This is a genomic window from Planctomycetota bacterium (assembly GCA_038746835.1).
Lineage (GTDB): Bacteria > Planctomycetota > Phycisphaerae > Tepidisphaerales > Tepidisphaeraceae > JBCDKH01.
Genome location: JBCDKH010000002.1, coordinates 42,453 through 67,713 on the forward strand (window position 1 = coordinate 42,453; position 25,261 = coordinate 67,713).

At 66.2% G+C, this 25,261-nt stretch carries 25 protein-coding genes and 2 tRNA genes; 11 read left to right on the plus strand and 16 right to left on the minus strand.

All coding sequences use genetic code 11. The features are described 5' to 3' along the window. Positions 1-90: 90 nt before the first annotated feature. Complete coding sequence (gene rho, locus AAGI46_00580) at positions 91-1,251, minus strand: transcription termination factor Rho (protein ID MEM1010695.1); 1,161 nt, start codon at positions 1,249-1,251, stop codon at positions 91-93. 369 nt (positions 1,252-1,620) lie between these two features. On the opposite strand from rho, the gene AAGI46_00585 reads away from it, so the two are divergent. Further along, positions 1,621-2,073 carry a GatB/YqeY domain-containing protein gene (locus tag AAGI46_00585; GenBank protein ID MEM1010696.1) on the plus strand — a complete coding sequence of 151 codons (453 nt, stop codon included), beginning with the start codon at positions 1,621-1,623 and terminating at the stop codon, positions 2,071-2,073. A gap of 106 nt (positions 2,074-2,179) precedes the next feature. On the opposite strand, the gene AAGI46_00590 is transcribed toward AAGI46_00585, so the two are convergent. Both AAGI46_00590 and AAGI46_00595 read right to left on the minus strand, forming a co-directional pair. After that, positions 2,180-2,995 carry a menaquinone biosynthesis protein gene (locus tag AAGI46_00590; protein ID MEM1010697.1) on the minus strand — a complete coding sequence of 272 codons (816 nt, stop codon included), beginning with the start codon at positions 2,993-2,995 and terminating at the stop codon, positions 2,180-2,182. A gap of 41 nt (positions 2,996-3,036) precedes the next feature. Continuing rightward, positions 3,037-4,368 carry an AraC family transcriptional regulator gene (locus AAGI46_00595; protein MEM1010698.1) on the minus strand — a complete coding sequence of 444 codons (1,332 nt, stop codon included), beginning with the start codon at positions 4,366-4,368 and terminating at the stop codon, positions 3,037-3,039. A 274-nt stretch (positions 4,369-4,642) separates the two neighbouring features. Here AAGI46_00595 and AAGI46_00600 point away from each other — a divergent pair, with 274 nt between their 5' ends. Beyond that, a complete protein-coding gene (locus AAGI46_00600; protein MEM1010699.1) occupies positions 4,643-4,807 on the plus strand; it encodes a hypothetical protein in 165 nt (54 codons plus the stop codon). Positions 4,808-4,809: 2 nt separating this feature from the next. On the opposite strand, the gene AAGI46_00605 is transcribed toward AAGI46_00600, so the two are convergent. After that, positions 4,810-5,328, minus strand: coding sequence for a transcriptional repressor (locus AAGI46_00605; protein MEM1010700.1), 519 nt, complete (start codon positions 5,326-5,328; stop codon positions 4,810-4,812). A gap of 151 nt (positions 5,329-5,479) precedes the next feature. Between AAGI46_00605 and AAGI46_00610 the strand changes: the two genes are divergently transcribed. Then, the gene (locus tag AAGI46_00610) at positions 5,480-6,829 is read left to right on the plus strand and encodes an extracellular solute-binding protein (protein ID MEM1010701.1); all 1,350 of its coding nucleotides are present in this window, start codon (positions 5,480-5,482) and stop codon (positions 6,827-6,829) included. Here AAGI46_00610 and AAGI46_00615 read toward each other — a convergent pair. Together AAGI46_00615 and AAGI46_00620 are read right to left on the minus strand one after the other, a co-directional pair. Beyond that, complete coding sequence (locus tag AAGI46_00615; GenBank protein ID MEM1010702.1) at positions 6,783-7,262, minus strand: hypothetical protein; 480 nt, start codon at positions 7,260-7,262, stop codon at positions 6,783-6,785. The two genes, AAGI46_00610 and AAGI46_00615, sit on opposite strands and share 47 nt — an antisense overlap. Positions 7,263-7,458: 196 nt before the next feature. Beyond that, positions 7,459-7,809 carry a histidine triad nucleotide-binding protein gene (locus AAGI46_00620; protein MEM1010703.1) on the minus strand — a complete coding sequence of 117 codons (351 nt, stop codon included), beginning with the start codon at positions 7,807-7,809 and terminating at the stop codon, positions 7,459-7,461. Between the two features lie 73 nt (positions 7,810-7,882). Between AAGI46_00620 and AAGI46_00625 the strand changes: the two genes are divergently transcribed. Then, the gene (locus tag AAGI46_00625) at positions 7,883-9,895 is read left to right on the plus strand and encodes a hypothetical protein (protein ID MEM1010704.1); all 2,013 of its coding nucleotides are present in this window, start codon (positions 7,883-7,885) and stop codon (positions 9,893-9,895) included. A 37-nt stretch (positions 9,896-9,932) separates the two neighbouring features. Next, positions 9,933-10,005 (plus strand) — tRNA-Lys (locus tag AAGI46_00630). On the opposite strand, the gene AAGI46_00635 is transcribed toward AAGI46_00630, so the two are convergent. Further along, positions 9,980-11,305 (minus strand): 3-deoxy-D-manno-octulosonic acid transferase, encoded by a 1,326-nt coding sequence (locus AAGI46_00635; protein MEM1010705.1) that lies wholly within the window; start codon positions 11,303-11,305, stop codon positions 9,980-9,982. The two genes, AAGI46_00630 and AAGI46_00635, sit on opposite strands and share 26 nt — an antisense overlap. Positions 11,306-11,441: 136 nt before the next feature. Between AAGI46_00635 and AAGI46_00640 the strand changes: the two genes are divergently transcribed. Further along, entirely contained in the window at positions 11,442-11,789 is a 348-nt protein-coding gene (locus AAGI46_00640) for a hypothetical protein (GenBank protein ID MEM1010706.1), read from the plus strand. Positions 11,790-11,892: 103 nt separating this feature from the next. Here AAGI46_00640 and AAGI46_00645 read toward each other — a convergent pair whose 3' ends face one another. From AAGI46_00645 to AAGI46_00655, 3 genes are all read right to left on the minus strand, one after another. Continuing rightward, positions 11,893-12,294 carry a hypothetical protein gene (locus AAGI46_00645; GenBank protein ID MEM1010707.1) on the minus strand — a complete coding sequence of 134 codons (402 nt, stop codon included), beginning with the start codon at positions 12,292-12,294 and terminating at the stop codon, positions 11,893-11,895. Then, the gene (locus tag AAGI46_00650; protein MEM1010708.1) at positions 12,263-12,964 is read right to left on the minus strand and encodes a ParA family protein; all 702 of its coding nucleotides are present in this window, start codon (positions 12,962-12,964) and stop codon (positions 12,263-12,265) included. The genes AAGI46_00645 and AAGI46_00650 overlap by 32 nt, the downstream gene beginning before the upstream one ends. 329 nt (positions 12,965-13,293) lie before the next feature. Further along, entirely contained in the window at positions 13,294-14,697 is a 1,404-nt protein-coding gene (locus tag AAGI46_00655) for a serine/threonine-protein kinase (protein ID MEM1010709.1), read from the minus strand. Positions 14,698-15,008: 311 nt separating this feature from the next. Here AAGI46_00655 and AAGI46_00660 point away from each other — a divergent pair. After that, positions 15,009-15,082: transfer RNA gene (locus AAGI46_00660), tRNA-His, on the plus strand. A gap of 97 nt (positions 15,083-15,179) precedes the next feature. Further along, on the plus strand, positions 15,180-15,947 hold the full coding sequence (hisF, locus tag AAGI46_00665) for an imidazole glycerol phosphate synthase subunit HisF (GenBank protein ID MEM1010710.1): 768 nt from the start codon (positions 15,180-15,182) through the stop codon (positions 15,945-15,947). On the opposite strand, the gene AAGI46_00670 is transcribed toward hisF, so the two are convergent. Next, positions 15,904-16,707: a hypothetical protein gene (locus AAGI46_00670; protein ID MEM1010711.1), complete on the minus strand. Its 804-nt coding sequence runs from the start codon at positions 16,705-16,707 to the stop codon at positions 15,904-15,906. The two genes, hisF and AAGI46_00670, sit on opposite strands and share 44 nt — an antisense overlap. A gap of 293 nt (positions 16,708-17,000) precedes the next feature. On the opposite strand from AAGI46_00670, the gene AAGI46_00675 reads away from it, so the two are divergent. Next, entirely contained in the window at positions 17,001-17,486 is a 486-nt protein-coding gene (locus AAGI46_00675) for a peptidylprolyl isomerase (GenBank protein MEM1010712.1), read from the plus strand. A gap of 109 nt (positions 17,487-17,595) precedes the next feature. Beyond that, complete coding sequence (locus AAGI46_00680; GenBank protein MEM1010713.1) at positions 17,596-18,096, plus strand: peptidylprolyl isomerase; 501 nt, start codon at positions 17,596-17,598, stop codon at positions 18,094-18,096. An 82-nt stretch (positions 18,097-18,178) separates the two neighbouring features. Here AAGI46_00680 and AAGI46_00685 read toward each other — a convergent pair whose 3' ends face one another. The 3 genes from AAGI46_00685 to fabZ all read right to left on the minus strand — a co-directional run bounded on the left by AAGI46_00685 (position 18,179) and on the right by fabZ (position 22,268). After that, positions 18,179-19,030: a TlpA disulfide reductase family protein gene (locus AAGI46_00685; protein ID MEM1010714.1), complete on the minus strand. Its 852-nt coding sequence runs from the start codon at positions 19,028-19,030 to the stop codon at positions 18,179-18,181. Positions 19,031-19,324: 294 nt separating this feature from the next. Beyond that, on the minus strand, positions 19,325-20,512 hold the full coding sequence (gene lpxA, locus AAGI46_00690; protein ID MEM1010715.1) for an acyl-ACP--UDP-N-acetylglucosamine O-acyltransferase: 1,188 nt from the start codon (positions 20,510-20,512) through the stop codon (positions 19,325-19,327). Between the two features lie 274 nt (positions 20,513-20,786). Further along, positions 20,787-22,268 carry a 3-hydroxyacyl-ACP dehydratase FabZ gene (gene fabZ, locus AAGI46_00695; GenBank protein MEM1010716.1) on the minus strand — a complete coding sequence of 494 codons (1,482 nt, stop codon included), beginning with the start codon at positions 22,266-22,268 and terminating at the stop codon, positions 20,787-20,789. Positions 22,269-22,643: 375 nt separating this feature from the next. On the opposite strand from fabZ, the gene AAGI46_00700 reads away from it, so the two are divergent. Then, on the plus strand, positions 22,644-23,957 hold the full coding sequence (locus AAGI46_00700; GenBank protein MEM1010717.1) for a polysaccharide biosynthesis/export family protein: 1,314 nt from the start codon (positions 22,644-22,646) through the stop codon (positions 23,955-23,957). Positions 23,958-24,182: 225 nt separating this feature from the next. On the opposite strand, the gene AAGI46_00705 is transcribed toward AAGI46_00700, so the two are convergent. Together AAGI46_00705 and AAGI46_00710 are read right to left on the minus strand one after the other, a co-directional pair. Continuing rightward, positions 24,183-25,133 carry a Gfo/Idh/MocA family oxidoreductase gene (locus AAGI46_00705; GenBank protein MEM1010718.1) on the minus strand — a complete coding sequence of 317 codons (951 nt, stop codon included), beginning with the start codon at positions 25,131-25,133 and terminating at the stop codon, positions 24,183-24,185. A gap of 17 nt (positions 25,134-25,150) precedes the next feature. After that, on the minus strand, positions 25,151-25,261 hold a 111-nt coding region (locus tag AAGI46_00710; protein MEM1010719.1), incomplete at its 5' end, for a phosphatidate cytidylyltransferase.

The window sequence follows — 25,261 nt, forward strand, 5'->3', positions numbered from 1 at the left end:
GGGACCTCGCGGTGATTCTGCGACGATGGTCAGGCGAGGTCCTTCGACTCGCTGCGCTCGCTCAGGATGACGGAGGTTGCGGTGAGGGTGTTACCTGCCCACTGCGCGGCGTTTGACACGTTCCTGTGCAGCGGCGGGTGTCATCGCTTTCAGGAAGCTCTCGTTGGTCGGGTGCTGCCCGACGGCCTGGATGAGCGTCTTGAGCGCCGGGATCGGCGGCATGGCGGCGAGGTGTTTGCGGATGTTGATGATCGCGGGCATGTGGTGCGGTGCGATCAGGTTCTCTTCCTTCCGCGTCGCACTGTTGGCCAGCCAGATCGCCGGGAAGACCCGGTCGTTGGCGGCCTTTCGGTCGAGGGTGATCTCCATGTTGCCCGTCCCCTTGAACTCCTCGAAGATCACGTCATCCATCCGGCTGTTGGTCTGGACGAGGGCCGTGGCGATGATGGTGAGGCTGCCGCCGCCTTCGATCTTGCGGGCGGCACCGAAGATCTTCTTCGGGATTTCGAGTGCCCGTGCATCGATGCCGCCGGACATGAGCTTGCCGCTGTTGGTGCCGCGGTTGAACGCCCTGCCGAGCCGCGTCAGCGAGTCCATAAGGACGATGACGTCGCGCCCCGTCTCCGCCAGCCGCTTGAAGCGATCGGAGGCGAGGCTGCAGAGGTCGATGTGCTGTCGGGTGTCGTTGTCGTTGGAGGAGGCGATGACCGTGCCGGGAACGTTGCGCCGCATATCGGTCACTTCCTCGGGCCGCTCGTCGACGAGGAGGAGGTAGAGGTCGGCCTGGGGGTTGTTGGCGTGGATGCCCTTGGCCAGGTTCTGCATGAGCACCGTCTTGCCGGTGCGTGGCGGCGCGACGATGAGCCCGCGTTGCCCCAAGCCGATGGGGGCGATGAGGTCGATGATTCGGCTGGTGACTTCCTTGGGGTCGTGCTCGAGCCTGATCTGCGGGCCGGGGTCGAGGGCGACGGTTTCGTAGATGGGCGTGATCTGCTGCCACAGATCGGGCTTCATGTCCTCGACGAGTTCGACGTCTTTGACCTTGCCGTTCTGCCGCAGCGAGAGTGTCAGCAGATTACCGGGACGGAGGCGATGCTCATCGATGAGCCGCCGGGGGACGACGGGCGACTTGCCGGTGCCGGGCAGTCGAAGGGTGCGCAGCAGTGCGTCGGGCTCGCGTAGCGAACCATCGGCGCGGTCGTTGGGGACGTGCAGGACGCCCTGGAGGGTCGAAGAACCCGAATCGCTCATCAGAATGTCGTCGTAGGACGGCCCGCGGCACCGGGATCGGCGCGTCGTGCGGGCTCAGTCATGCACTTCGCCGTTGAAGCACCCGTTGTGCTGCCGTGCAAAGTCGCATTGGCGGGGAGCCAGGTCCAGCCACTTTCCCCAAGGAGGCCCCGGCGTCTGCCGCGACTTTAGGCTCCCGAGCGGGCAGATGCCCGTCTGAGCGGGGTTTGCGTCAAGCTGAAGCGGGGTCGGGGACCGGAATTGGGTGTCCGTCACGCCGTGGCGCTAGCCGCGGATTCTGCGCGATCATCAGCTCCGTCTCCCCGAATCCGCGGCTGGCGCCGCGGCGTGGGTGGTCTTCGTAGTGTGGCTGGTCCCAACTGACGCACCATGAGTGAATCTGCCGACGACTTGCTGACACGCCTCCAGACCGACATGAAGGCTGCGATGAAGGCCGGGGAGAAGGAGAAGCTGGCGGTGATCCGCATGCTCCTCTCCGAAGCCCGGACGGCCGACCTGCAGAACCCGCCCTCGACGCCCGAGAAGCTCGTCGCCGCCTACGGCAAGCGGCTGTCCAAGAGCCGCGACGAGTACCAGAAGCTCGGCGACGACGCCCAGGTGCAGCAGCTCGACGCGGAGCTTGAGATCGTCGGCACCTATCTGCCCAAGCAGGCGGACTCTGGCGAGACGGTCGCGTTGGTCAACGCGTTTCTTGCCGAGCACCCGGAATTCGGTCCGAGTGACATCGGGCGTGCGACGGGCATGTTCATGAAGTCGTCGGGCGGCGCGGTCGATGCGAAAGCTGCCAACGGACGGATTCGTGAGGTCTTGTCACAGAAGTAACGGATTGTTTTGGAAAATGCGTGATTTCCAGTGAAGCCGTGGGCTGAGCGAAGCGATCCCCCGGAGCGAGGATCGGTCGCGCCATCGTTCCGGGGGATCGCTCCGCTCACCCCACGGCTTCGGGGGTTTGGGTCGTCGTGGTGGGTGCGACGAGGACGTCGCGTGGGGGTTCGGAGAGCGCGCCGACTTCGTGTGCGAGGGCGTGAAAGAGCCGGATCGCTTCAAGCTGACGAGGTCCGATCTCGTAGCGCAGGAACTCGGTGAAGTACCGCATCGCGAGTCCCGCGGGCCAGCCACGCGGGACAGCATGATCTCGGACGATCGCGTCGAGCACCGCGGGCTGCAGTCCTTCCTCGCGACACGTCACAAGCCGACTCGGCAGGTCGCCCAGATCCACGTGCTCGAACTGCGTCCACACCGCGAACACGAACGGCAGTCCCGTCAGCCGCTTCCACGCCAGCCCGAGGTCGAGCTGGTGGTCGTACCCCGCCGGCTCTTCGCAGACGACCTTGTCGCCGATGAGCAGCAAGGCCTCGTCGTCCTCGCCCGTCGCCTCGGCGAGCTTGCGGCGTTCGGGCACGATGCCGAACAACTTTTCGAGGACGATCCGCGACAACGCCACGCTCGTGTGCGAGTCGCCGTCGACGGCCAGATGTCGAATCTGCTCCAGCGGCCTGCGTGAGAAGAGGCGGACGGTGAGCGTCTCGCCGTCGCAGCCGATCCCGCCGACGGGCAGAATCGCAAAGTTGTGCCATCGCTGCAGGTCAATCGTCGGCAGCAACGCGACGTCGAAGCCGCCGAGCTTCATCTTCGAAAGCAGCCGGCTTGGCACCGCGAGATCCAGCTGCACGCTCCCGTCATCCGCCAATCCGTGGATGAGCGGCTTGGCGTTGACGTAGGCGACGCTGGCAACGCGGTGCACGGCGAAGTCTACGAGCCGGCTGCCTTTCAATTGCCGCGACGTCAGTGGCTCTTGGCGTCGTTGTCGATGTCGGGCTCGGTCGCGAGGCGTCGCCACTGCGTGGGCGTGAGTCCTGTCGCCTGCTTGAAGCGGCTGGTGAAGTGCGACTGGTGGGCAAACCCGCAGTCGGCCGCGATCTGCTTGAGGTCCTTCGTCCGGGCGGCGAGTTGCCGCTTGGACTCGGCGATCTGGCAGTCGAACAGATAGTGCTTGGGCGTGATGCCCAGAAGGTCCGTGAACCGCCGATGGAAGTGGAACGGCGAGAGGTGGACCGTCTTGGCGATCCGCTGCAGGCTCGCGTCGCCGGCGTAGTTCTCCTGCATGAACTGCATCGCCGGGATCAGCCGGCCGATCTCGTCATCGGCGGCGAAGTCGCTTGGCCGAAGGCTGCTCCAGGCCTCGCAGTCGGGCTGATGGCTCGCAAACGCCACCGGCTCGTCGCGATCGAGCACGCCGGTGATCGCGGGATAGCGGGGGAACATCGTCAGTCGAAACACCCAGCAATCGCCCAGGCGATCGGGCACGAGCAGGCGATCCGCGTTGCTCCCGGCGGCCTTGGGCTTCAGACGCGGGTCGGCGGGCTCGTCGGAAGGTGGCGGTGCTTCGGTCTCGAACACGTTCAGTCGATCGTCGACGATGTCGAGCAGATTGTGCCGGAGCACGTCGTCGAGCACGTCGTCCTTGTCCCGCGGCGAGACGATGCGCCGGCCGCGGACGATCGCGAACTGCCGGTGGACGAGGTGATGGGCCAGCGGATGATTGTCGTGCTTGAACCGATCGATCTCCTGCTGACGTGCGTGCGCCTCGTCGAAGTCGGCAGCGACTTTCAGCAGTTGAAGCAGCTCGTCGATGGAGAATTCGCCGATCTCCCGGGTGCGGTAGAGGTGCAACAGCCCGCGATATCCTGCGAGAATCGGCCCGTCGAGCGGAATGGCCGCGTAGTGCGCCAGGCCGTTGGGCTTCAGGAACGACTCGGCAAACGCGTCGGCGACCGGTCCGAGCGGTTGGCCTGTCGCCGAGGTCGCGAGGTCGTTGCCGCGATGGACGTCGCCGGGCTCTGCGGTTCCGCGGACGTCGCTGAGCCGCACCGGCACGCCGAGCGTGAGCGCCTGCCACGCGACCGGATCGCGGCCGTGCTCTTGCCGGCTGTAAGCCCGCATGCGTTGGAGGTCGGTCTGCCGGGGCTGCGTGATTTGCAGTCCGCCGCGAGGCAGCGTGGTCGAGAGTGTGGCGTCGCTGAATCGGACGACGTTCGAGATGCGCTCGAAGGTGACGTTGTAGACGATCGTGCCTGCGTGGCTTGCGTCGACCAGACTGTCACTGTTGGGAACCATCAAAACCTCCTGTCCGCACCACCCGATCCGGCATCTCCACCCGCCCAAGCTCCTTCGCGTGGGTCCTCAAAAAGTAGACGTCCTTGGATGTGAGGAGGTTCCAAAACGGGCGACAAGGTCATGCAAAACTGGAAAGTCAAGATTCTGCAAGTAGAGCGTCGTCCAACCGCAGCGTGACGCGCTGCCGCCGGGCAACATCCGGCGTGGTCTGCCCTGTTGAACGTCGCTGGCTCAGCCACAGAGCCGTTCGACGCGACGGCCCGGCGTTCGCTAGATGGCCGGGGTGCGGCCGCTGTGGACCAACTCCGCCCTCTTCGGCCGGGCCGCAAGACTCGGCCATTTCCGGACGCCGGTGCTGGCTCGGCTGGAGCAACTGATGGGCACGACGAAGCTCCGCGTCGCCCTGCTCGCGGTCGGTGCGTTCGCGGCGCTCTGCTGAGGTCAGGCGTCTTCGCGACGCCGGGCAAAGACGTGGAACTGGTGGCGAATCGGCTCGAACCCGAGTCGGCGGCACAGCGCGTCGCGGGCCTCTCGAAGCTCGGGCGCATCGACGCGAACCACGTCGCCCGACTCGGCATCGATCAGATAATCGCCCGGCTCACGCGGACCCGACGGATCGGCCACGCGCTCGAAGAAGCCGTGTCGACCGCCATCGAAGGTGATCTGGCGAATCAGCCCGGCTTCCTGAAGGTGGCCCAGCGTGCGGTAGACCGTTGCCCGACTGCCGGAAAGCCCGGCCTGGCGCAGATCTTCCGCGACGCCGTCAGCGTGGAAGAGCGTCTCGCGTCGCAGCACGGTGTCGAGGATCGCCGCCCGCTCGCGTGTGAACTTGAGCCCGCGACGGCGTAGGAACGAGCGGAACGTCGCACACGCCGGCGCGACTGATCGATCCGGCCCCTGCTTGTCCGGCAACCGCGGCAGCGGGTCGAGCTTCAGCACCGTCTTCGTCTGATCCGCCATGACACAAGCGTATCCGCGCAGAAGTTCGACCACTCCGTCATCCTGAGCGAGCGAAGCGAGTCGAAGGACCTCGTCTGACCATCGTCGCTGAATCACCGCGAGGTCCCTCGGCTTCTCTCGGGATGACGCGTGATGTCCGTAGCCTCACGGCGTGTTTCGTCGCGCGCTCGCTCATCTCCACGAAACGCTCGGCCCGGCAATGTTGGTGGTGGCGGGAACGACGCTCGTGGCGGCGGTGGCGTTGGTGGTGATGCCGACGCGTGACGCTGCCGATCAGCGGTTTTGGACGTTCGCCGCGACGCACGCCGAGGCCGCGGAGACGGCCAGCGGTGCGTTTCTGACCGAGACGGGCCGGTCGTACGACGTCACCGTCCTGCCAAGGCAGGCGATGGACCTTCGGCTGACGACGTCGCTCGACTCCGACTCGACCGCCCTTCCCGACGTGCTGCAGCTCGATGCGGCCGCGGCGACGAGGTTGCTCGATCGCGACGGCGGTGTGCCGTTCCTGCCGCTGGACGATCGACCGGAGCTGGCGGAAATCATCGCGGCCACCGTACCGAACCGCCTGGACCTCTGGCGTCGCGGCGGCCGGCTGTATGGCCTGTCGGTCGACGTCCACCCGGTTGCCCTCGCCTACCGCATCGACCTCTGGGCCGAGGCTGGCCTCGACCCGACGCAGGCGGCGACGTGGCCTGAGCTGGCAGAGCTGTGCCAGCGCTACACCGCGTTCCACGATCGTCCCGCCCTCGAGTTGAACCCGACGTCCAGCGAGCACGCGACCCTGCTGCTCCAGCAAGCGCGCCCCGACGCCGAAGCGGCAGCTTCGGGTCCGATGCTCGAACACGACGCCCTCGACGACGTCCTCCTGTTCCTCGCCAACCTCCTCGCGACCGACGTCGCCGCCCCCGCGACCCGCGGCCACGCCCGCTGGGCCCGCGACTTCGCCGCGGGCGACCTCGGCATCCTCTGGATGCCCGACTGGCGCGTCGCCTACCTCCGCGCCGCCGCCCCCGAACTCGCCGGGAATGTCGGCCTGATGCCGCTGCCGCGGTGGTCCGACGCCGGCCCGAGGACCGCCGGTTGGGGTGGGACGATGCTGGCGATTCCCGCGAACACGCCGGACCCCGACGCCGCGGTCGAATTGCTGGCGTTCCTTGCGGCGGGCGAACCCGTCGTGGAGGCACGTCTGGCGGGGACGGACATCGTGCCCGCGATCGGCGACGACACGCTCGACGTTGAGGCCGACGATTACTTCGCGTCAGGTCCGCCGCGAAGCTTGTACGCCGAGCTTGCTGCACACGTCGAAATGCCGCGACCCACTGCCGACTACCTCGCGGCCGCGGGACACGTGGGCGTGATCCTCTCCAGCACGACGGCCGATCTGCGGGCTGAACTGCCCGAGGCCGAGGTTTTCGAGCGACTGCAGAACCGTCTCGCCGCCGCCCAGGCCGACGTCAACCGGCGGCGACGAACGCCGCGCCGGGGGCACAGACGACGTTGATCATCTGCCCTTCCTCGATGATGCCGTCGTTCAGGTCAATCGCGTGATCGTCCGCTGGCAAGTCGACGATGACGTTCGCACCGGCCCGCACCGTCACACGCCGGCCCACGCCCGTCTCGACGACCTTGGTCACCCGGCCCTGCACGATCCGCGGTTCGCCCATGATCGGCTGAATGAACGCCCCGCCCGTCGGCACGGTGTACACCTTTCGCGCTTTCACCAGCACGTATCCCTTGAGCGGCTTGCCAACGGTCGCCGTCAATCCGCCGTCCGGCTCGCGAAGCTGGAGCTCGTACGTCGAGCCGCGTGGTTGAAAGACGACCACGCCGCCCTTGTTCGACAGCAGTCGCCCCAAGTCCGGCTCGAAGCCTTCGACGACGGCAACGGTCTCACGCGGCTGCTGGGCGGCTTCACTCTCGGCGGTCGTCGTCATGGTCGAGCGACTCTATCGGCATGTCGCAGACGCAGCCAGACCGATGCGTGTGATGTTGAACTCGAAACCTGAGATCCGTCATCCTGAGCGAGCGCAGCGAGTCGAAGGACCTCGTTTGATACGCGTCGCAGACCCAAGCGAGGTCCCTCGGCTTCACTCGGGATGACGGAGTGAACGAGCGTCGCGACTTGGCAACTCACCCCGGAGGCCACCCCAAATCCCGACCTGCCAGCACGTGGACGTGCAGGTGAAAGACCGTCTGCCCCGCCCCAGCACCGGTGTTGATGACGGTGCGGTAGTCGTCGTAGCCCGCCTCCTTGGCCACACGATCGGCGACGACCATCAGGTGCCCCAGCGACGCCGCCTTGCCGTCGGCCGCCATGTCTCGAAGGGACGCGAACGGCTCCTTCGGCACGACCAGCACGTGCAGCGGGGCCTTCGGGTCGACGTCGTCGAACGCGATGCAGACGTCGTCCTCATGCCTTATCGAGGCGGGAATCTCGCGGCGGATGATCCGCGTGAAAATCGACGGTGCGTCGTCTGCCATCGATACATCCTACCGCACCACCAATCGGTACTCGGTACTCGGTACTCGTCTGCCTCCTACCCTTCCCGTCCTCATGGAGAGCAAGTTCGGCAAGATCGTTCTCGTGGTCATCGGCGTCGTGCTCATGATCACCTTCCTCCTGCCCGCCGGCATGCAGCAGTTCGCCGGCCAGGTCGGCGACGTCGGCTCGCTCGACGGCAAGAAGGTCGAACAAGGCCACCTCCGGCAGTCCGTCGGACTGATGGAAGCCGCGAGCAACATCCGCTTCGACGGCGTGCCGTTGCCTGTCGCCGCCTTCGCCTCGCCCGACCTGCAGCGGATCAACCAGATGGCCCCGTTCATGGACCCACTGCAAGTCCAGCAGCTCCAGGCGGCCACCGTCCAGCAGGCGGCCAGGCGGGTCGATCGCCTCGTCGAAGATCCAGTCACGCTCTTCCTGCTCCTCCAGGAAGCCCACGAGCTCGGCGGCGTGCCGTTGGCCGACGTCGAAGAGGCCATCCGCGAAAACGGCGTCGTGACGATGGCCAGCCAGGACGGCACCGGCACGCCGCAGCAGGTCCAGTTTTCCCGAATCGCCGGGGCCGACCTGCGGCTGACCTACCTCAGAGCGGCCAAGGCGGCGTACGACATCGCTCTCGCCAGCCGCCGGCACGGGGACGTGGTCAAGCTCAGCAGGCCTTTCGCCGAGCGCAACGTCGCCGCTGAGCAGCAGGAAGTCACGTTCCGCGCCACGCCCGTCGCCTACGACGAGTTCGTCGCGACACAGCCCGACCCGTCGGCCGAGGCGATCGAGGCGCACTTTGCGACCTTCCGCGACGAGGTCCCCGGCCTGGTCAGCGCTAACAACCCGTTCGGCTTCGGCTATCGCCAGCCCGATCGCGTCGCCCTGACCTACATCATGGTGCCACGCGTCAACGCCCGACAGAAGGTGCTCGGCGAGCTGTCGGCCCAGACGATCGCGGCACGCGAGTTGGAGTTCTTCCGCTACTTCAAGGAAAACCGAGCCTTCTTCCCGCCGCCGACGACGCAGCCGAGCACGCGTCCGACGACCCGGCCGACAGATGCGATGTCGCCGCTGTTGAAGGAGGAATCGCCCGGCGTGGCGGAGTTCCTCGACAAGCAGGCCGCCGGTTACGTCGAGGCCGGTCGCAGCGAAGACGCCGACGAGTGGAACGACTTTGTGGCTGTCCATGACGACGTGGTGGAACAGCTCGTCGCCGAGCGAACGCGGAGCTTGTTGGAAAACGCCGCCGCCAAAGTGCGGTCGCGGCTGGTTTCGGCCGGCCCGGAGCCGGATCTGCAGAACGTCGCCGACCAAGTCGAGCGCGAGGTCGGCGTGGCGTCGACGGTCCTCGACCTGAGCGACGATCTGCTGGCCATCAGCGATCTCGCCCAGCCCGGCCTCGTCGGACCAATCGCCGAGGCCGGCATCGGCAACGCGATCTTCGCCCAGTACGTTGCCGCCTTCACGCTGCCGTTGCTCGAAGGTGCCCGACAGGAAGAGGCCGCGTCGTCGAATCAGGCGATCGACGTCAATCGTCCGGCCCCGATCATCGCCAACCGCAACGGCGATCGGTTCGTCTTCCGACTCACCGCCGCCGAACGTGCCGCGCCGGCTGAGAACGTCAACGACGTGGCGGACGAGGTGATTGCCGACCTGAAGCGGATGTCGGCGATGGAACAGGCCGAATCGCAGGCGGCCGAGGTGCTGGCCGCCGGTCTCGGCGATGCCGTCGTCGTCGGCCCGCTCACGCTCAACCAGGGTTTGAACGAGGACCTCGCCGACTCTCTTGGCCTTCCGGAGCTGGACGCCGCGGCGAGGCGCGATCTGGCCGTCGGACTGGTCCGCCTGATGAGCCAGGAGGAGCAACGCGGCACCATCGCCCTGCCGACGATCGGCGTGGCCGTCGCGGCCGAGCTCGACGCGGTCTCGCCGCTCTACACGGATTCGGCCCAACAGTCGGGCCTGGTCGCCAACGCCCGCGACCGCGCCGCAAACGCCGCCGCCCGGAACGCGGCGTTGATCGAGGACTACTTCGACCCCGAAAGCGTCGCCGCCCGCACCGGCTTCGAACCCCGGCGGTAGCCAGCGGACGCAGACCGGTCTACCCTGTCCCCGCGACGCCCCGATAGCTCAATTGGCAGAGCAGCTGACTCTTAATCAGCGGGTTCAAGGTTCGAGTCCTTGTCGGGGCATCTCCGTCGCGTCAGGCAGGCAGTTGAGCAGGTAACGCACCGTCCCGTCGGCGACGCCGCGGTGGGTGTCGATGGTGTGGCGGGCGGCTTGTGATTGTGTGGCGGCTGCGTCGGGGTCGCTCAGCAGGTGACGGGCGTGTTCGACGAGTTGGTCTGCCTCAGCCGCGAGGACTGCCCCGCCGGCGTTGAGGAGGGCCCGGGTCGGGGCGTCGAAGTTGGCGAAAAACGGGCCGGTGACGACAGGCGAGCCCAGGGCGGCGGGTTCGAGGAGGTCGCTGCCGTGCTGACGTGGGCCGAGGTCGACGAGCGTGCGGCCGATGACGGCGACGTCGGCGAGTCGCCAGGCCTTGCGGAGTTCGCCCATCGTGTCGACCAGCACGACGCCGCCCTCGACGGTCTCGCGCGTGCGACGCGTCAGCGGATGACGTCGTCGGATCAGATCGGCCACCTCGTCGAACCGCGGCGGGTGACGAGGGACGATCACGAGACGGAGGCCGGGCACGTCCTGGCGGAGTCGATCGAAGGCGTCGAGGATGATGGCCTCCTCGGCCGGCCCGGTGCTGCCGGCGACGAGGGTCGGTTCCGTGCCGCCGAGGCGTCTCGGGTTGAGGCCGAGCTCTTGCGCGAAGGTGTTGGCGCCGTCGACGTCGGTCTTAGTCGGTGCGGCGTCGAACTTGAGCGAACCGGCAACTCGGACCTTTTCCACCGGCATGCCGAGCTGGCGGAAGCGGTCGGCGTAGGTCTCGTCCTGGGCCAGGACGCCCGTCGCCCCGCGGAACATCGGCCTGACCAGCGGCCCAAACCGTCGATACTGCCGAAAGCTGCTGGTCGTGATCCGGCCGTTGACGACGATGACCGGCACGCCGCGTTTTCGGCAAACGCGGACGAGGTTCGGCCAGAGTTCCAGCTCCATCGACGCCAGCACGTTCGGCCGAATCGCGTCGAGGAACCGCCCTACCGCTCTCGACGTGTCGATCGGAAACCGCGTCGCGAAGACGCCGGCGGCTGTGTCGGTGCCGAAGAGCGACGTCGCCCTCTCATAGCCGGTCTCGGTCGTCGACGCGACGGCGACCTGGGCGTGTGGTGTAAGCCGTTCGACCAGAGGACGCGCGGCGTTGACCTCGCCGACGCTGACGCCGTGGATGAGCACGCAAGGCCGATCGCCCTGACGAGGGGCGACGCGGCCGTCGCGATGGGCGAAGGCGTGGCGCACCTTGTTCCGCAGCTTCGACTTCGCCAGCAGCACCGGCGACGCGACAACGAGCCCGGTCGCGTAGAGGACGTCGTAGAACGAAGGCACAAGTTGCTCACACTACCGCAGTGATTCGGATAACCGCGGCTCGTCGAGCTACTGGTCCAATGTCGCGAACGAACATTCCAGCGCCTCGACCTGCGGCTCGTAGAGCCGCGGCTAGGACACTCGTTAGACTTTCGACGTGCGTTTCGCCATGTCTGTCGTCTTGCTGCTGGTCGCCACGGGGTGTCGTCCCGGTGCGTCATCGGAGCCGTTGACGGACAGCGACCCGATCTTCGTGATTCCGGCTGTTGCGGATCTGTCGGATGACGGGCGCGACGGGGAGTCGAACCGGGCACTGTTCGATTTGCTGTCCCACCCGGACGCGGCCGTCCGGGGGGTTGCTGCTAGCAAGCTGCGGGCGCGGGGGTTTGAGGACGACGCGGGGTATCGGTACTGGGAGGACGAGCGGGTGCGCGAGGATTCCGTGGAGCGGTGGCGCTCGCGCGCGGGGGTGTCGGGCGCGGAGGCTTCCGAGCGCGACGGGTGAGGTGGTCGGGACGGAGTCCGACGGCTCAGACCCGGCTCGACGCTGCGCTCTGAGCACGGCTTCGTCCGAACTCGGAGTGGTTCCGAGCCGATGACGCACGCGCTCACGCTGCGGCTTTGAGTTGACGCTGCTTCTGCAGGTAGTCGTCGACGGCTTCGCGGACGATGCTGGCGAGTTCGGTCGGACCCTCCATCGCGGCCTGGTTTTGCAGGGCGAGAAGCTTGAGGGCGACGTGCGTCGTGCGGGGGACGCGGACGTAGATGGCGGTGGTGCCCTCGCCGGGATTGATGGCGACGTCGAGCTTGGCTCGGCGGCGGTCGTCGGAGTCCGTCGCGGCGGGCTTGGCCTTCCGCTTGGTCGGCTTGGCCGGCTGGTGCTCGCTGTCGGCCGGGGCTTCGGGCTTGGCGACGACGGGGGCGAGCGAGCGGAGCAGTGCGTCGGCATCGACGCCGCCCCGCTTGCGTGGCGCGGATTCAGGCCGCGGCGAGGAGGTGTCGGTCGGCATGGGCGTAGTCGGGTTCATGGTCGAAGAGTTCTTGGAAAAGCTTGTCGAAGTCGGCCGCTGCGGCGCCGGCGCCCCGATCCGTCGGGGCGTCCTCGGCCAGCCGCTGCGTCGTCGTCGAGAGCGTCACCGCCTTGGCGACCGCGTCTCGCATGCCCAAGGCCGTCCTGGCCAAGGGGTAGTCCATCGCCCGCAGTGCCTCGCGGACGGTCTTGTGCAGGTTGCCCACCGTCCGCACGAAGTTCAGCACGAGGTGGACGTCGATCGGCCCGCGGCCGTCGGCCTCGCGGGCCTGGGCGACTTTGTCGATCGACTGCTTCGTCTCGATGGTCGCCTGAAGGTCGAGCGTCGTCGGACGCGTGGGAATCAGGATCTTGTCGGCGAAATACATCAGGACGTGCGTCTGCTCGTTGAGCCGAGGGGCCGCGTCGCACACGACGTCGTCGTACTCGTCGGCGAGTTCTTCGAGCGTGGTGACGAGCCCGCGTGCGTCGAGCACGCTGCGGCAGTCGATCGACGGTTCGGCCCGCTTGAGCCAGCGGGCAGCGGATTGCTGCGGGTCGTTGTCGATGAAGCCGACGCGTCGGCCTTGATCGACGAGGTGCACGGCCAGGTGCACGGCCAGCGTCGTCTTGCCGGCCCCGCCCTTCTGATTGACGACGGCGTGGATCATGCCCCTTGCATCGGCACACCGGCCGCCGACGCATCAGTCGACTTCGTCGGCCGTGCTAGCGCGATATCGCGCTTGCGGGCTATGCCGATCGCGAGATAGCTATCGCGATAGCGGTGTGGCTCGATTGCTGTAGGCGATGAAGGCGATTGGCTAAACCGCGAAGGGGCGAAGAAGCGAAGAGCCGCGAAGATTCACGAACGCCATCGAGAACGTGCGGTTCGACATTGGAGAGCTCGCGTGTTGAAGATCTCCTCTACTTACTCTGCAGTCTGCTTCGCGGCCCTTCGCTTCTTCGCCCCTTCGCGGTTCAGCCAGCAGCCTCCGCTCTCTCACCCGATCACGAACAGCAGCAGAATGATGTTGACCAGGACGCTGGCTGAGCCGACGGCGACGGCGACGATGAATTCGGGGCGGTCCCAGAGGCCGCCGGACGGGGGGACGACGTCGATCGTGCTCTGCCTAGCCGACTGCTCCATGTCCGCCAGACTCCCGAAATCGACGGCCTGGCGGGCGTAGCGGGGCGGTTCGCCGCCGGCGACCAGACGCAGGTCTTCGACCATCTGGTCCGCATTCTGATACCGCTCCTCGCGGCGCTTGGCCATCGAGTACTCGATTACCTCGCTGATGCCGGCACCCAAGGCGACGTTGAGATGGTCCGGCGGGACGAGCTCGTCGCGCAAGTGCTTGTGCATTACGGCCGTGGGCGAATCGCCCTCGTACGGAGGCCGGCCGACGAGCAGGTGGTAGAGCGTCGCGCCCAGCCCGTAGAGGTCGGCCCGGTGGTCGACGTCGACCTCGCCACGGATCTGCTCGGGCGAGATGTAGTAGGGCGTCCCGAAGGCCTTGCCGGCTTCGCCCTCGGCGGCGGCTTTGTCGCTGACGTCACGCGCCAGACCCAGGTCGGTCAGCTTTGCCTTGCCGTCGGGCGTGAGGATGATGTTCTTGGGCTTGACGTCGCGATGGATGAGCCCGCGTTTGTGGGCGTGGGCGAGCGCGTCGGCCATCTGGATGCCGATGTCCAGGGCCTCGTTCTCGCTGAAATTGCGACCTTCGCCCACGGGTGGCGGCTGCATGATGTCGTAGAGGGTCTTGCCCTCGAGGTACTCCATCACGAAATAGTGCCGGCCGTCGGGCGTCTCGCCGACGTCGATCGCCTGGACGATGTTGTTGTGCGACAGCCGGGCGGCGGCTTGGCCTTCCTTGTAGAAGCGGTCGACGAAGTCCGGATCGCGACTCGACCGCTCCGGCAACACCTTCAGGGCGACGATGCGGTCGAGCGACAACTGTCGGGCCCGATAAACCGTCGCCATGGCCCCTTTGCCGAGCTGGCCCATGAGCTGGTAGCCAGGCACCTGGCCGGCGCGTCGCTGGTCCGCCCGCTTGCGAATCCGCTGCGCCTGGCCCTGGGTCAGGAGTTGCCGGGCGACGAGAATGTCCGTCAGAGATCGCTGGCTCGGGTCGCTCTCGGCGTTGGCGTTTTTCAGCTCCGTCCGGGCTTCTTCCAGCTCGTCGGGCGTGATCAGGCCCAGCTCGACGACGGCCTTGCCGATTTCGGAGTCGGTCTTGTGGACGCCGAAGGTCTCGGAAGAGCGCAGTGAGGCGGTGTCGCTCCCGGGCGTCGACCGGCCGCCGTTGGTGCCGTTGGACGGCGGTGGGGCGGCTCCTGGAGGAGCAGGTGCTGCCGATGCCGCGGCAGGCTCTGGAGTCTCCGTGTCATTCGGCTCTGCGGACATGGAGCGACGGGTTCAACCAAACGAAGAGCGACAGCGGCGTGCGGTGTAATCAGGACGTGCGGGCGATGTCAACACTCGTCGCGCCCGGCCGACGGCAGACCTGCGTTACTGTCGCACGAAAGTAAACGATTTCCGGGTGATTTCGCAAAGCGGCGTGGGTCGGGAATCGAAAGGTAACGTCCGAGAATGTCAATTCGTTCAAGTTGCGACGGTCGTAGCGAGCAAACGGCCGCATCGGACGACTTGATTCGCACGGTCGGGCTATCAACACTCACGCCGGCGGCGAGCCAACCGGGCCGCCGCAAACGACGGTGGTTGTAGCTCAGTTGGTTAGAGCGCCGCGTTGTGGTCGCGGAGGTCGCGGGTTCGAGTCCCGTCATCCACCCCTGAGACGGAAAGCTTGAAGGGGGAAGCTTGAAGCTTGAAGGGGGCGTCGAGTCCAACCTTCAGGCTTCAAGCTTCCTCCTTTAAGCTTTCTGGTCGTGCTGCTCAAACGCATCATCCCTTGCCTCGACTGTGATGCCGGTCGGGTGGTCAAAGGCGTGAATTTCAAGGGGATTCGTGACGTCGGGGATCCGGTCGCGATAGCGCAGAAGTACGAGGCCGACGGGGCTGACGAACTCGTTTTCTACGACATCACCGCCAGCCACGAGGGTCGCGGCATCATGGCCGAGGTCGTGCGGGACGTGTGCGACACCGTTTTCATGCCCGTGACGGTCGGCGGCGGGATTCGGACGGTGGACGATGCGACGCGGCTGATCCAGGCAGGGGCGGAGAAGGTGAGCCTCAATTCCGCTGCCGTCGCCAGGCCGGAGTTGATCCGCGAGGTGAGCGACCGCTTCGGCACGTGCGCCACCGTTCTCGGCCTCGACGCCAACCGCGTCCAAACGCCTACCGGCGAAGAATGGCACGTCTTCGTCGCCGGCGGCCGAAAGGACACCGGTAAGGACGTCGTCACCTGGGCTCGCGAGGCTCAAGAGCTCGGTGCGGGCGAGATCGTCCTCAACTGCATGACCGCCGACGGCACCAAGGCGGGCTACGACCTGGAAATGACCAAAGGCGTCTGCGAAGCGGTGACAGTCCCCGTCGTCGCCAGCGGCGGGGCAGGGGGCCCGGAGGACATGGTCCGCGTGCTCCTAGAGGCCCATGCCGACGCGGCCCTGGCGGCGAGCATTTTCCACTTTGGCACCCACCCGATCCCGTCCGTCAAACGCCACCTCGCCGACGCGGGCGTTGCGGTGCGGCTTTGAACATCGAGACCGACGTTCCAGCACCCCGCTTGAAAACGGTATGGGCGTCCAGCGAAAACAGTATGTAGCCGGGGAGAGTGATGATCCAGAGCAACCCGTACGCGCCGAGCATGAACAGGGCGCCGTAGAGAAGTAGAAGGGTGAAAGACTCAAAGCACCCGCCAATAGCACCGATACCTGCTCCAGCGATGCATCCCGTCAGTCCGCCATCGACGGCGACTTTGGCGTAGGCGAGCGTCAAGAACCCGCCACGGGGCTGATGTCGTCCCCCGAAGTGGAAGGCACCGGCCTTCGTCGCCTGCGAGACGACCGACAGATTCCGGTGAAACGTCGCAAGACGGCCAGCCGAGACGGTCAGCAGCAAAAAACCCGCCCAGATCAAGAAGATGATCGGCATGCCGATCCGCCCGAATCGATCGGTGAAAAAGAGCGTGCTCACTGACAAAAGCACCAATCCCACTGCAGCCAGCACCTCGTTCCAGGCTACCCTTAGCGGTTGCAAACGCCATCGCGCTACGCATGCACCGATCAGGCGACCCGCCCATCCGTGCGATGCGAGTGCGATCAAGAACGCCGCCGTCAAGAGCAGTGGGCTGCCGAAGAGGTCGGAGCCAAGCAGATAGCCATTTCCTGCGACCACCATCAGCGACCCGCCGACGCAAACCAACGACGCCGCATGTCCGACGAGGATCAGCCGGCTCGCCAGGCGGATCTCAAGGTGATCCCGCCGCTCGAGCGGGACGATCTCGGTCGAAGGCACGCTGCTGCGCACCGTGTCGCCACATTCGGGACATCTTCCTGAAATCGGTAGGCCCCGGAGATCATATTCGCAGTTCCTGCACTGCGCCCCGACCGGGGCCGTGTCTGTCCCTCGGACATCATCGTGAGGGGCACCCTTTCCATCGTGAGGAAAGTCCATGACGGCGCCAGAAGATACCACGGCTTGGCCGTTCAAATGCGGGACGCGATCTGTCGAGGGCCTGGCAAAGCATCACCAGATCGTCTGGTTTCCCCCGTAGGAGCCTGGCGCGTCGGCCCATACTGTGCAGGCCCATGCCCAAGACCTACAAAAGCGCTCCCGACATGCAGCTCGACCCGGCCAAGAGTTACACGGCCAAGGTCGAGACCAGTCGGGGGACCATCAAGATCGACCTGCTCGACAAGGACGCGCCCGTCACCGTCAACAACTTCGTTTTTCTGGCGAAGGACGGCTTTTACGACGGGCTCAAGTTCCACCGTGTCATCAGCGACTTCATGATCCAGGGCGGCTGCCCGATGGGCAAAGGCTTCGGCGATGCCGGGTACAAGTGGGCCGACGAGCAGGCGGCCTTGGCGATCAAGCACTCCACGCCCGGCACGCTCTCCATGGCCAACGCTGGCCCGGACACCAACGGCAGCCAGTTCTTCATCACCCACACGCCCACGCCGCACCTCGACGGCAAGCACGCGGTCTTCGGCCGGGTCGTTGAAGGGCAGGACGTGGTCGATGCCGTCCAGCAGGACGACGAGATCAAGAGCGTCACGATCCTCGAAGACTGAACCTCGTAGACAATCGACCATGAACCACCGCCTCACACTTGCCGTTATCGCCTCGGCCGCCGCTTGTTCGGTCGCGTCGGCCCAGAAGTCATACGACGCTCCACCGCCGATGATGATCGACACGGAGCAGGACTACACCGTCGTCCTCAAGACCAACTACGGCGAGATCAAGCTCGATCTCTTCGAAAAGGACGCCCCTGTTACCGTCAACAACTTCGTTTTCCTTGCCCAGGAGAACTTTTACGACGGCACGATCTTCCACCGTGTCATCGACCAGTTCATGATCCAGGGCGGCGACCCCCAAGGCACTGGCCGCGGCGGGCCGGGGTACCGATTCGCCGACGAGACCCGCGGCAATCCGAATCGCCATGAGCCCTTCACGCTCTCCATGGCCAACGCCGGGCCGAACACGAACGGCAGCCAGTTTTTCATTACCGAAGTCGCCACGCCGCACCTGGACGGCCGGCACACCGTGTTCGGCACCGTGACCGAGGGCAAGGACGTCGTCCGCGAGATCAGCGACGTCCGCACCGGGGCCAACAACCGCCCGGTCCGCGAAGTGGTGCTGGAAGACGTCGTCGTCCTGGTCAACGGCGAGCCGGCGAGCTGAGCCAGTAAACCCATTCGCACAAACAGCGAGGGACGTCACCGCGATGACGTCCCTCGATTCGTTTCGTGGTTGAAGGTTGAGCCTACTGGGCCGACGCCTGCTTGCTGTCGCGTTGGGCAATGAGCTCGGGGATCAGGGTTTCGAGCTGGCCGCGGGCTTCGGTGCTGTGGAGCAGACCGTCGGCGTCGACAATGAAGTACGTCGGGATCGCGTTGACGCCCCAGGCCTCAGAGAACTGGGCTTCGCCGTCCTCACGCTCGTAGTACTGCGGCCAGGGAATGTCGTTTTGCTCGACGTAGGCCATGAGCTTTTCCTTGCCGCCTTGATCCGGCGGGGCATCGAGGCTGATGCCGATGAACTCGACGCCCTGGTCCTTGTACTGGGCGTAGAGCTCCTTCATCTTGGGCATTTCCGCGACGCACGGGCCGCACCAGGTGGCCCAGAAGTCGATGACGACGACCTTGCCCTTGAGATCATCCTGCAGGCTCAGCGGCGTCTCACCACGAAGCGGCGTGAACGTCAGATCGAATGGCTGCCCAACCTTTTCGAGCTGCGCGAGGCTGCCCTTGGCCATGTCGGCAAAGGGTGTGTCGCCGTGCATGTCGACGAGCGTCTTGTAGTGGGCGAGCTTGGTCTCCTGATCGCCTGCTTCCTGGGCCAGGATGTAGAGCAGCTGGGCCGAGCGCTCGTCGGCGGGGAACGCCTGGACGAACTTCGCGGCGATGTCCAGGGCCTCTTCGCGGCTGGTGGCCGTTTGGAGCTGGACGACCATCTCGTCGGCCGAGAGGGCGGGGCGGGTCGAGGGCTTCTCGGCCTCGGCGGAGATGGCCGTCGAGGTCGTGCTGCAGGCCGTGCAGCTCGAGCAGTTGTCGGCAAACGCAGCTGTCGCCGGTGCCACGGCTGCTGCGAGGATCAAATGGGGGGCAAGCTTCATGGTGCAGGTCTCCTGTAGGTCGTGGTCGGTCAACACTACGACCCGAAGAGCTTACCAAAGTTGCGTGCACTGTTTGGATTGTGTCTTAACAGGGCTCGAAGTGTGAGGGACCGATCGATCGAACCGGTTGAAGGGAGCATCGATCCGAAGGAAGCCGTGGACGACGCTTCGCTCTGTCCACGGCTTCGATGGGTTGGTTCCTCGTGACGGGGTCGGGTCGAACGGGTCCAAAACAAAGCCCGGATCGCGTGGCGCGCGATCCGGGCTGGATTGATGTCGTTTTTCTGCAACGGGTTAGCCGCGACGCAGGCCTTCGAGATAGCGGCCGTGCCTGCCGCGGGTGCGGCGGTCGATGCAGTCGAGGACCTCTTCGACCCTCGGGTTGAGCCCGGGCGTCTGGCGAAGGGTTTGGATCTTCGTGCTCATGGGCGTCTTGCGACGCAGGAAGAGCGTCTTGGCGGCGACCTCCAGGGCCGCGATGTCCTCGTCGCTGACCTTCCCGCCGCGACGGATGCCGATGACGTTGATCGCCCGAATCTCGTCATTTCCGGCGACTTTGACGTACGGCGGGACGTCGGCGTGGATTTGCGAGTAGGCCGCGATGAACGCGTAGTCGCCGATCGATACGAAGTGGTGGACGGCCGAGCCGCCCATCATGCTGATGCGGTCGCCAAGGACAACGTGCCCGGCGAGCATGACGTTGTTCCCGATGACGCAGCCGCTGCCGACAATGGCATCGTGGCCGACGTGGGCTCCGACCATCAGCAGGTTGTTGTCGCCGATGCGGGTCGTGCCGCTGCCGGTGGCGGTGCCAAGGTGGATGGTGACGTGCTCGCGGATGTCGTTGCCGTCACCAATGACGAGGAAGGTGTCCTCGCCAGCGAATTTCTTGTCCTGCGGATCGCCGCCGACGACGCAGAAGGGATGGAACGTGTTGTCGCTGCCGACAGTGGTGTGGCCGAGCACCGTCGCGTGCGGCAGGAGCCGGCAGCCCGGGCCAAGCACGGCGTGGGGGCCGACCACGCAGAACGCACCGACTTCGACGTCCGGGGCTAGCTCCGCACGCGGGTCGACCTGGGCGGTCGGGTGGATGCGGGGCGAGGCGTCGTCTTCGTCGCCCCAGGCCCGGCCGTCCCACGTAGCGGTGTCGCGGCGGACGCTCCGGCCACGCAGTTTCTTGCGAATTCGGGCGGCGACGTGCGATCCAACGGGGCTGGGCCGATTGCGGACCAGGGCCGGGTCGGCACCGCTGGTGCGGCCTTGGGCCTCGACGTCCTGCAAGGCCGGGTCGGCCTCGCGATCGGTGTCGGAGAAGAAGTATCCGGTTAGACTGTCGAGGAGCTTGGACATGGCATTGGTGGCTGAAAAGCCACCCAAAAGCGGCCATCGCCGCGGGGCACCGGCATCGGGCGTGGTGCCTGCAGGAGCAGGTCCACTGGAGCCGGTCCGCGGGACGTTACCCGCGTCGGTCGCCGATGTCATGCTCGATAAAACTCGATAAGACAAGGCAGACGCAGGAAGAGTCGTTCGACGTCGCAAACCCCGTGGTTCGCGATCGGGGGCCAGGTCCGATAACAGACGCCGGCCTACCTCTCCATCGGCAGGGTTTGACGCGTTCATCCAGCGAAAAGCGGGAAAAATCCATCGCAGTTCCACGGCGAATCCGGGCCTGAAACCGGGCCGTCAAAAGCGACTTCCCCCGAAGTGGGTAGCCGGCGGATTGGACCCTCCGGCAACCCCTCCAACCGGACCGGCGTCACTCCGATTCCGCGTCGGACAACATGAACTTGATTTCCGCCTCTGCGGCCAGTCGTCGGCCGATGTAGGCGGTGCAGCGGACCTGGCCGTACCGGCTTTTGATGCGAACGGCATCGGCGACGAGGATCAGCTGGTCGCCGGGTGTGACTGCGTGACGCAGCTTCACGCGGTCCATGCTCAACAGAATCGCGATCTTGCCCGTGTGCTCCAGCTTCCGGCTGAGCAGAATCCCGCCGAGCTGGCCCATCGCCTCGACGATCAGGACGCCTGGGAAGATCGGGCGTGTCGGGTAGTGGCCGAGGAAGAAGACGTCGCCCATCGTGACGTTCTTCACGCCGATCGCCCGCCGATCGCCGACGAACTTGAGCACGCGGTCGACCAGCAGCATCGGGAACCGGTGCGGCAGAATCCGCTGGATCGCCTTGGCGTCCATCGCCGGCGGTGCTTCGCCCAGGAGCAGGTCGGCCACCTCGTCGAGCTCGTCGCGCGGCTGCAGCGGACCCTCGTCGATCGACGGCGACGCCTCGGCGTGGGCGGCTAGAGCCTTGGCCAGCTCGTGGTTCAGGGCGTGGCCCGAGCGATGGGCGATGATCCGACCGCACACCGGCCGGCCGAGCAGGGCGAGATCGCCCAGAAGGTCCAGGGCTTTGTGGCGTGCCGGCTCGTCGGGCCAGCGAAACGCATTGTCGATTGGGCCTTGATCGCCGATGACGAGCAGGTCCTTGTGCGTCAGGTGGCCGCCCCAGCCGTGGGCTTTGAGCGCTTCGGCCTCGCCTTCGAAGATGAACGTCCTCGCGTCGGCCAGCTCGGACAGGGCCGCGTTGTCGGATTGGCCCCAGTCGACCCGAAGCGACACGACCTGCCTGCCAAGCGGCTCGTCGGCCTCGAACGTGTAGACGATTTCCAACGCATCGCTCGGGCCGGGCAGGGCGACGACCGACGCTCCCGACTCGCCCATCACCTGAACGGTGTCGGTCACGACCAGCGGCTTGATCTCCGACTCCAGCTCCTCGACGCCCGCGTCCTGCACGGCCTGGACGAAGGCGGACGACGAGCCGTCGCCCATCGGCACCTCGTACGACTCGTCCGACTCGTCGGCATCGAGCCCGACCTCGGCATCGGTAATGCCGCAGCTGGCAAGGCCGGCCAAAAGGTGTTCGACGGTCTCGACGCGCAGCCGATCACCTGCCAGGACGGTGTGCCGAGGCTGAATCTCGAGACGATCGAGCGATGCGGCGAGCCGTCGCGGCCGGGCGGGTTGTGGCTCGGCGTTGTCTCGGACGAAGAAGATGCCGTCACCGCCGCGTGCCGGGGCGAGGCGGAGCTTGACCTGCTTGCCGGTAAACAGGCCCGGCCCTTCAACGACGATCGGCTGGGCGAGGGTGCGCCGGGTCCAGCGTGAGGCGTTGGCAGACGCGGCGGCCTTGCCGTTGCTGCTGGCGTTCGGAGCTGATTTCGTTTCTTGGGACAGGGCAGGCATCGCAAGCGTTTTCCGGCAGTCGGTTATCGATGCTAGAGCGGCTTCTGCCGGGGTGTCTGGACGGCCCGGATCAACCCGGCTGCAGGCACACGGGCACATCGGACGATAAGGGCGATGGTCCACCTGTGTGGACGGCCCGGCTGCCCGGGCTTGCGGCGGCGTCGCGAAACTTCACACTGCTCGGCCCACCAGATGCCGGCGTGTCGCGATCGACCGATTCGGAAGCTACCTTCCCTGTCCCACGACGCTCGTACGACCCCCGCCACGACGCGCTTGTCCAGCAACCGACCGCCACGCACGATGGCCACGACGCACGCCCCGATGTCCGACTCCCAGCCCACCTGCACCCGGCGACTCCGCCGACGGACCGCCCGAATGCTTCGTGCCGCGACCTGCGGTCTGGCGCTGGCCATGGTCACCACCGGCTGCGAGGTCTCGAACTTCCTCGACCCAACCGTTGTCACCGACCCGGAGAAGACCAGCCAGCTTCAGCCCGACGGCTCGGCCACGCCGATCGTCAGCGTCATCCTCGACGACCTGGACCTGGGCGTCACGCCGCCCGATCAGCCATACGCCAACGCCCGCGACGTCACCGCCGAAGACCTGGAGGTTAAGACCGCCGACTACGTCATCGGCCCGGGCGATCAGCTTCGCGTCACGATCTTCGACTACCCGCAGCCGACCAGTCAGCTCATCGACGCCTTCGAAGTTACCGCCACGGGCGTTATCAACCTGCCCGACGTCCGCGAAGTCTCGATGCAGGGCCTGACCGAAACCCAGGCCGCCCGGGTTATCGAAGAGGCGTACGTCAACGCCCAGATTTTCCGCGACGGCGCCGCCCGTGTGAACGTCCTGGCGTTTACCAAGCAGAACCGCACCTTCACGATCATCGGCAACGCTGTCGGACGGGCGAATCGCTACGTCATCACGCAGCCCAACTTCCGCCTGCTCGACGCCATCGCGCTGGCTGGCGGGGCGACGAACGCTCAGATCCTCAACGAGTTCGTCTACATCATCCGCGACACCAGCACGCCGGAAGTCACCGGTCGGCCTGATCCTGCCAACCCGGGCAATCAAGGCCCGGTTCGCCCGGGTGACGATGATCCGCTCCGAAGCCAAGTTGACGAGGCCAACGACTGGGAACCTGTCTACGCCCAGGACGCCGGCACCGGCGGCGATGCGTCGGGTGGCTTTGCCTTCGAGGCACCACAGGAGCCCGAAAACACCGAGGTCATCCGCGTCCCGATCACCGAGCTGCTCAATGGCCAGCTGAAGTTCAACATCGTCATCCGCCCCGGCGACACCGTCATCATGGAGGCGGAGCAGACCGGCGTCTATTACGTCGGCGGCAACGCGGCGGTGACGGGCGTCTTCCAGATCTCGCCGCAGAACCCGGTCACGCTCAAGCGGGCCATCGTCGCGGCGCGGGGCTTCAACCCGGTGGCCATCCCGCAGCGGACTCAGCTCATCCGCAAGATGGGCGACCAGGACGTCTTTGTCCGAGTAAACCTCAAGAAGATCTTCCTCGGCCAGGAGCCCGACCTGTACGTCAAGCCAGACGACATGATCATGGTCGGCACCAACTTCCCGGCCCCGTTCCTGGCAGCGCTGCGTAACGGCTTCCGCGTCAGCTACGGCTTCGGCTTCCTCTACGACCGCAACCTCGGCCGCGACCGCCGCGAGTTCTAACGACCTTGCGAGCTCTTCTGTTCTTGTCGCGACGTCGCTCGTTGAGCGACGGTCGGTGCGTGCCTGAGCTCGAAACCTCCGAATCCGAAACCGAAGCCGTTGTGCAGAGCGCAGCGTCGCACCGGGTCCGGAGTCCGACCGCACCGACCCGGTGCGACGCTCCGCTCTGCACTCAGCTTCGAGTCAAACGCAGAATGTCACCCGCGTGCGTCGAGGTGTGACCGTTCAACGCGAAAGCTGAGTCGTCGAGAGCAACAGCTCCGCAGTCGCGAACGTCTCGCGCGTCGCGAACATGTCGGTCTCGTCGCGAAGCGCTGCGTCGAGCAGTTGATCGCCCAGCGTCGGAAGCTCTGGCAGCGGAAGGGCGACGGGCGACGCGTCGTGCGTGGTCAGAACGCACGTCTCACGCGTGACGACAAGCTCGCCCGTCGAGCCGCGGACGACGAGGTGGTCGTCGCCGTGGGTGTCGTGGCCAGCCGCGCGAGCGAAGTCGGCGTGTGCGATGGCCGTCGCGCCGTTGGGCAGGGTGAAGATCGCGACCGCGTGATCTTCGCCGGGCGTGATCGACGGGCTGGCGGCGTTGGTCTGTCGGGCGAAGACAGGCGTCATCTCGCCGCAGACGAACCGCAGGGCGTCGATGCCGTGGGCGTTGATCCAAAGCATGGTCGACGTGTACAGATCCGGGTCGGCATACCACGCCGGGCGTCGGCCGAGCTTGTACGTCTTTTGGGCACGAGCCAGGACGACGTCGCCGATGCGACCGTCGCGAACCGCCTGCCGGGCGACCTGAAGCGACGCGTCCGCCCGCCAGTCGAACTCGGTTACCAGACGTCCGCCGGCGCTGCGGAGACGATCGAGCTGTTCCGGTGTCGCCGCGACGGGCTTGTCGGAAACGACGGGAATGCCGAGCTTCAACAGCCGCTCACTCGCCGCCCACGCCCGGCCGTAGACCGTGCCGACGTTGGCGACGTCTGGCTTGTGCGTCTCAACCGCCTCTTCGAGCTCGCCAGAAAACAAGGCAAAACCGAGCCGTTCCGCCTTCGACTCTGCCGCGCCGGGGTCGTCCGGGTCGGCGACGAACAACCCGCCCTCCGGCCGCTCGACGGTCGTTCGCAAAAAGTGATGCCCGGCCCCGCCGACGAACAGAACGCGAGTCCGATCGGGTCGATTGCTCACGCCCTCACGCTACCGCCTCACGCCAGGCTGAACAGCAGGTACGCCACCGGTGCCGCGACGAGGGGCGAGTCGATGACGTCCAGCACGCCGCCGAAGCCGGGAAGGCTTTGGCCCGAGTCTTTGACGGC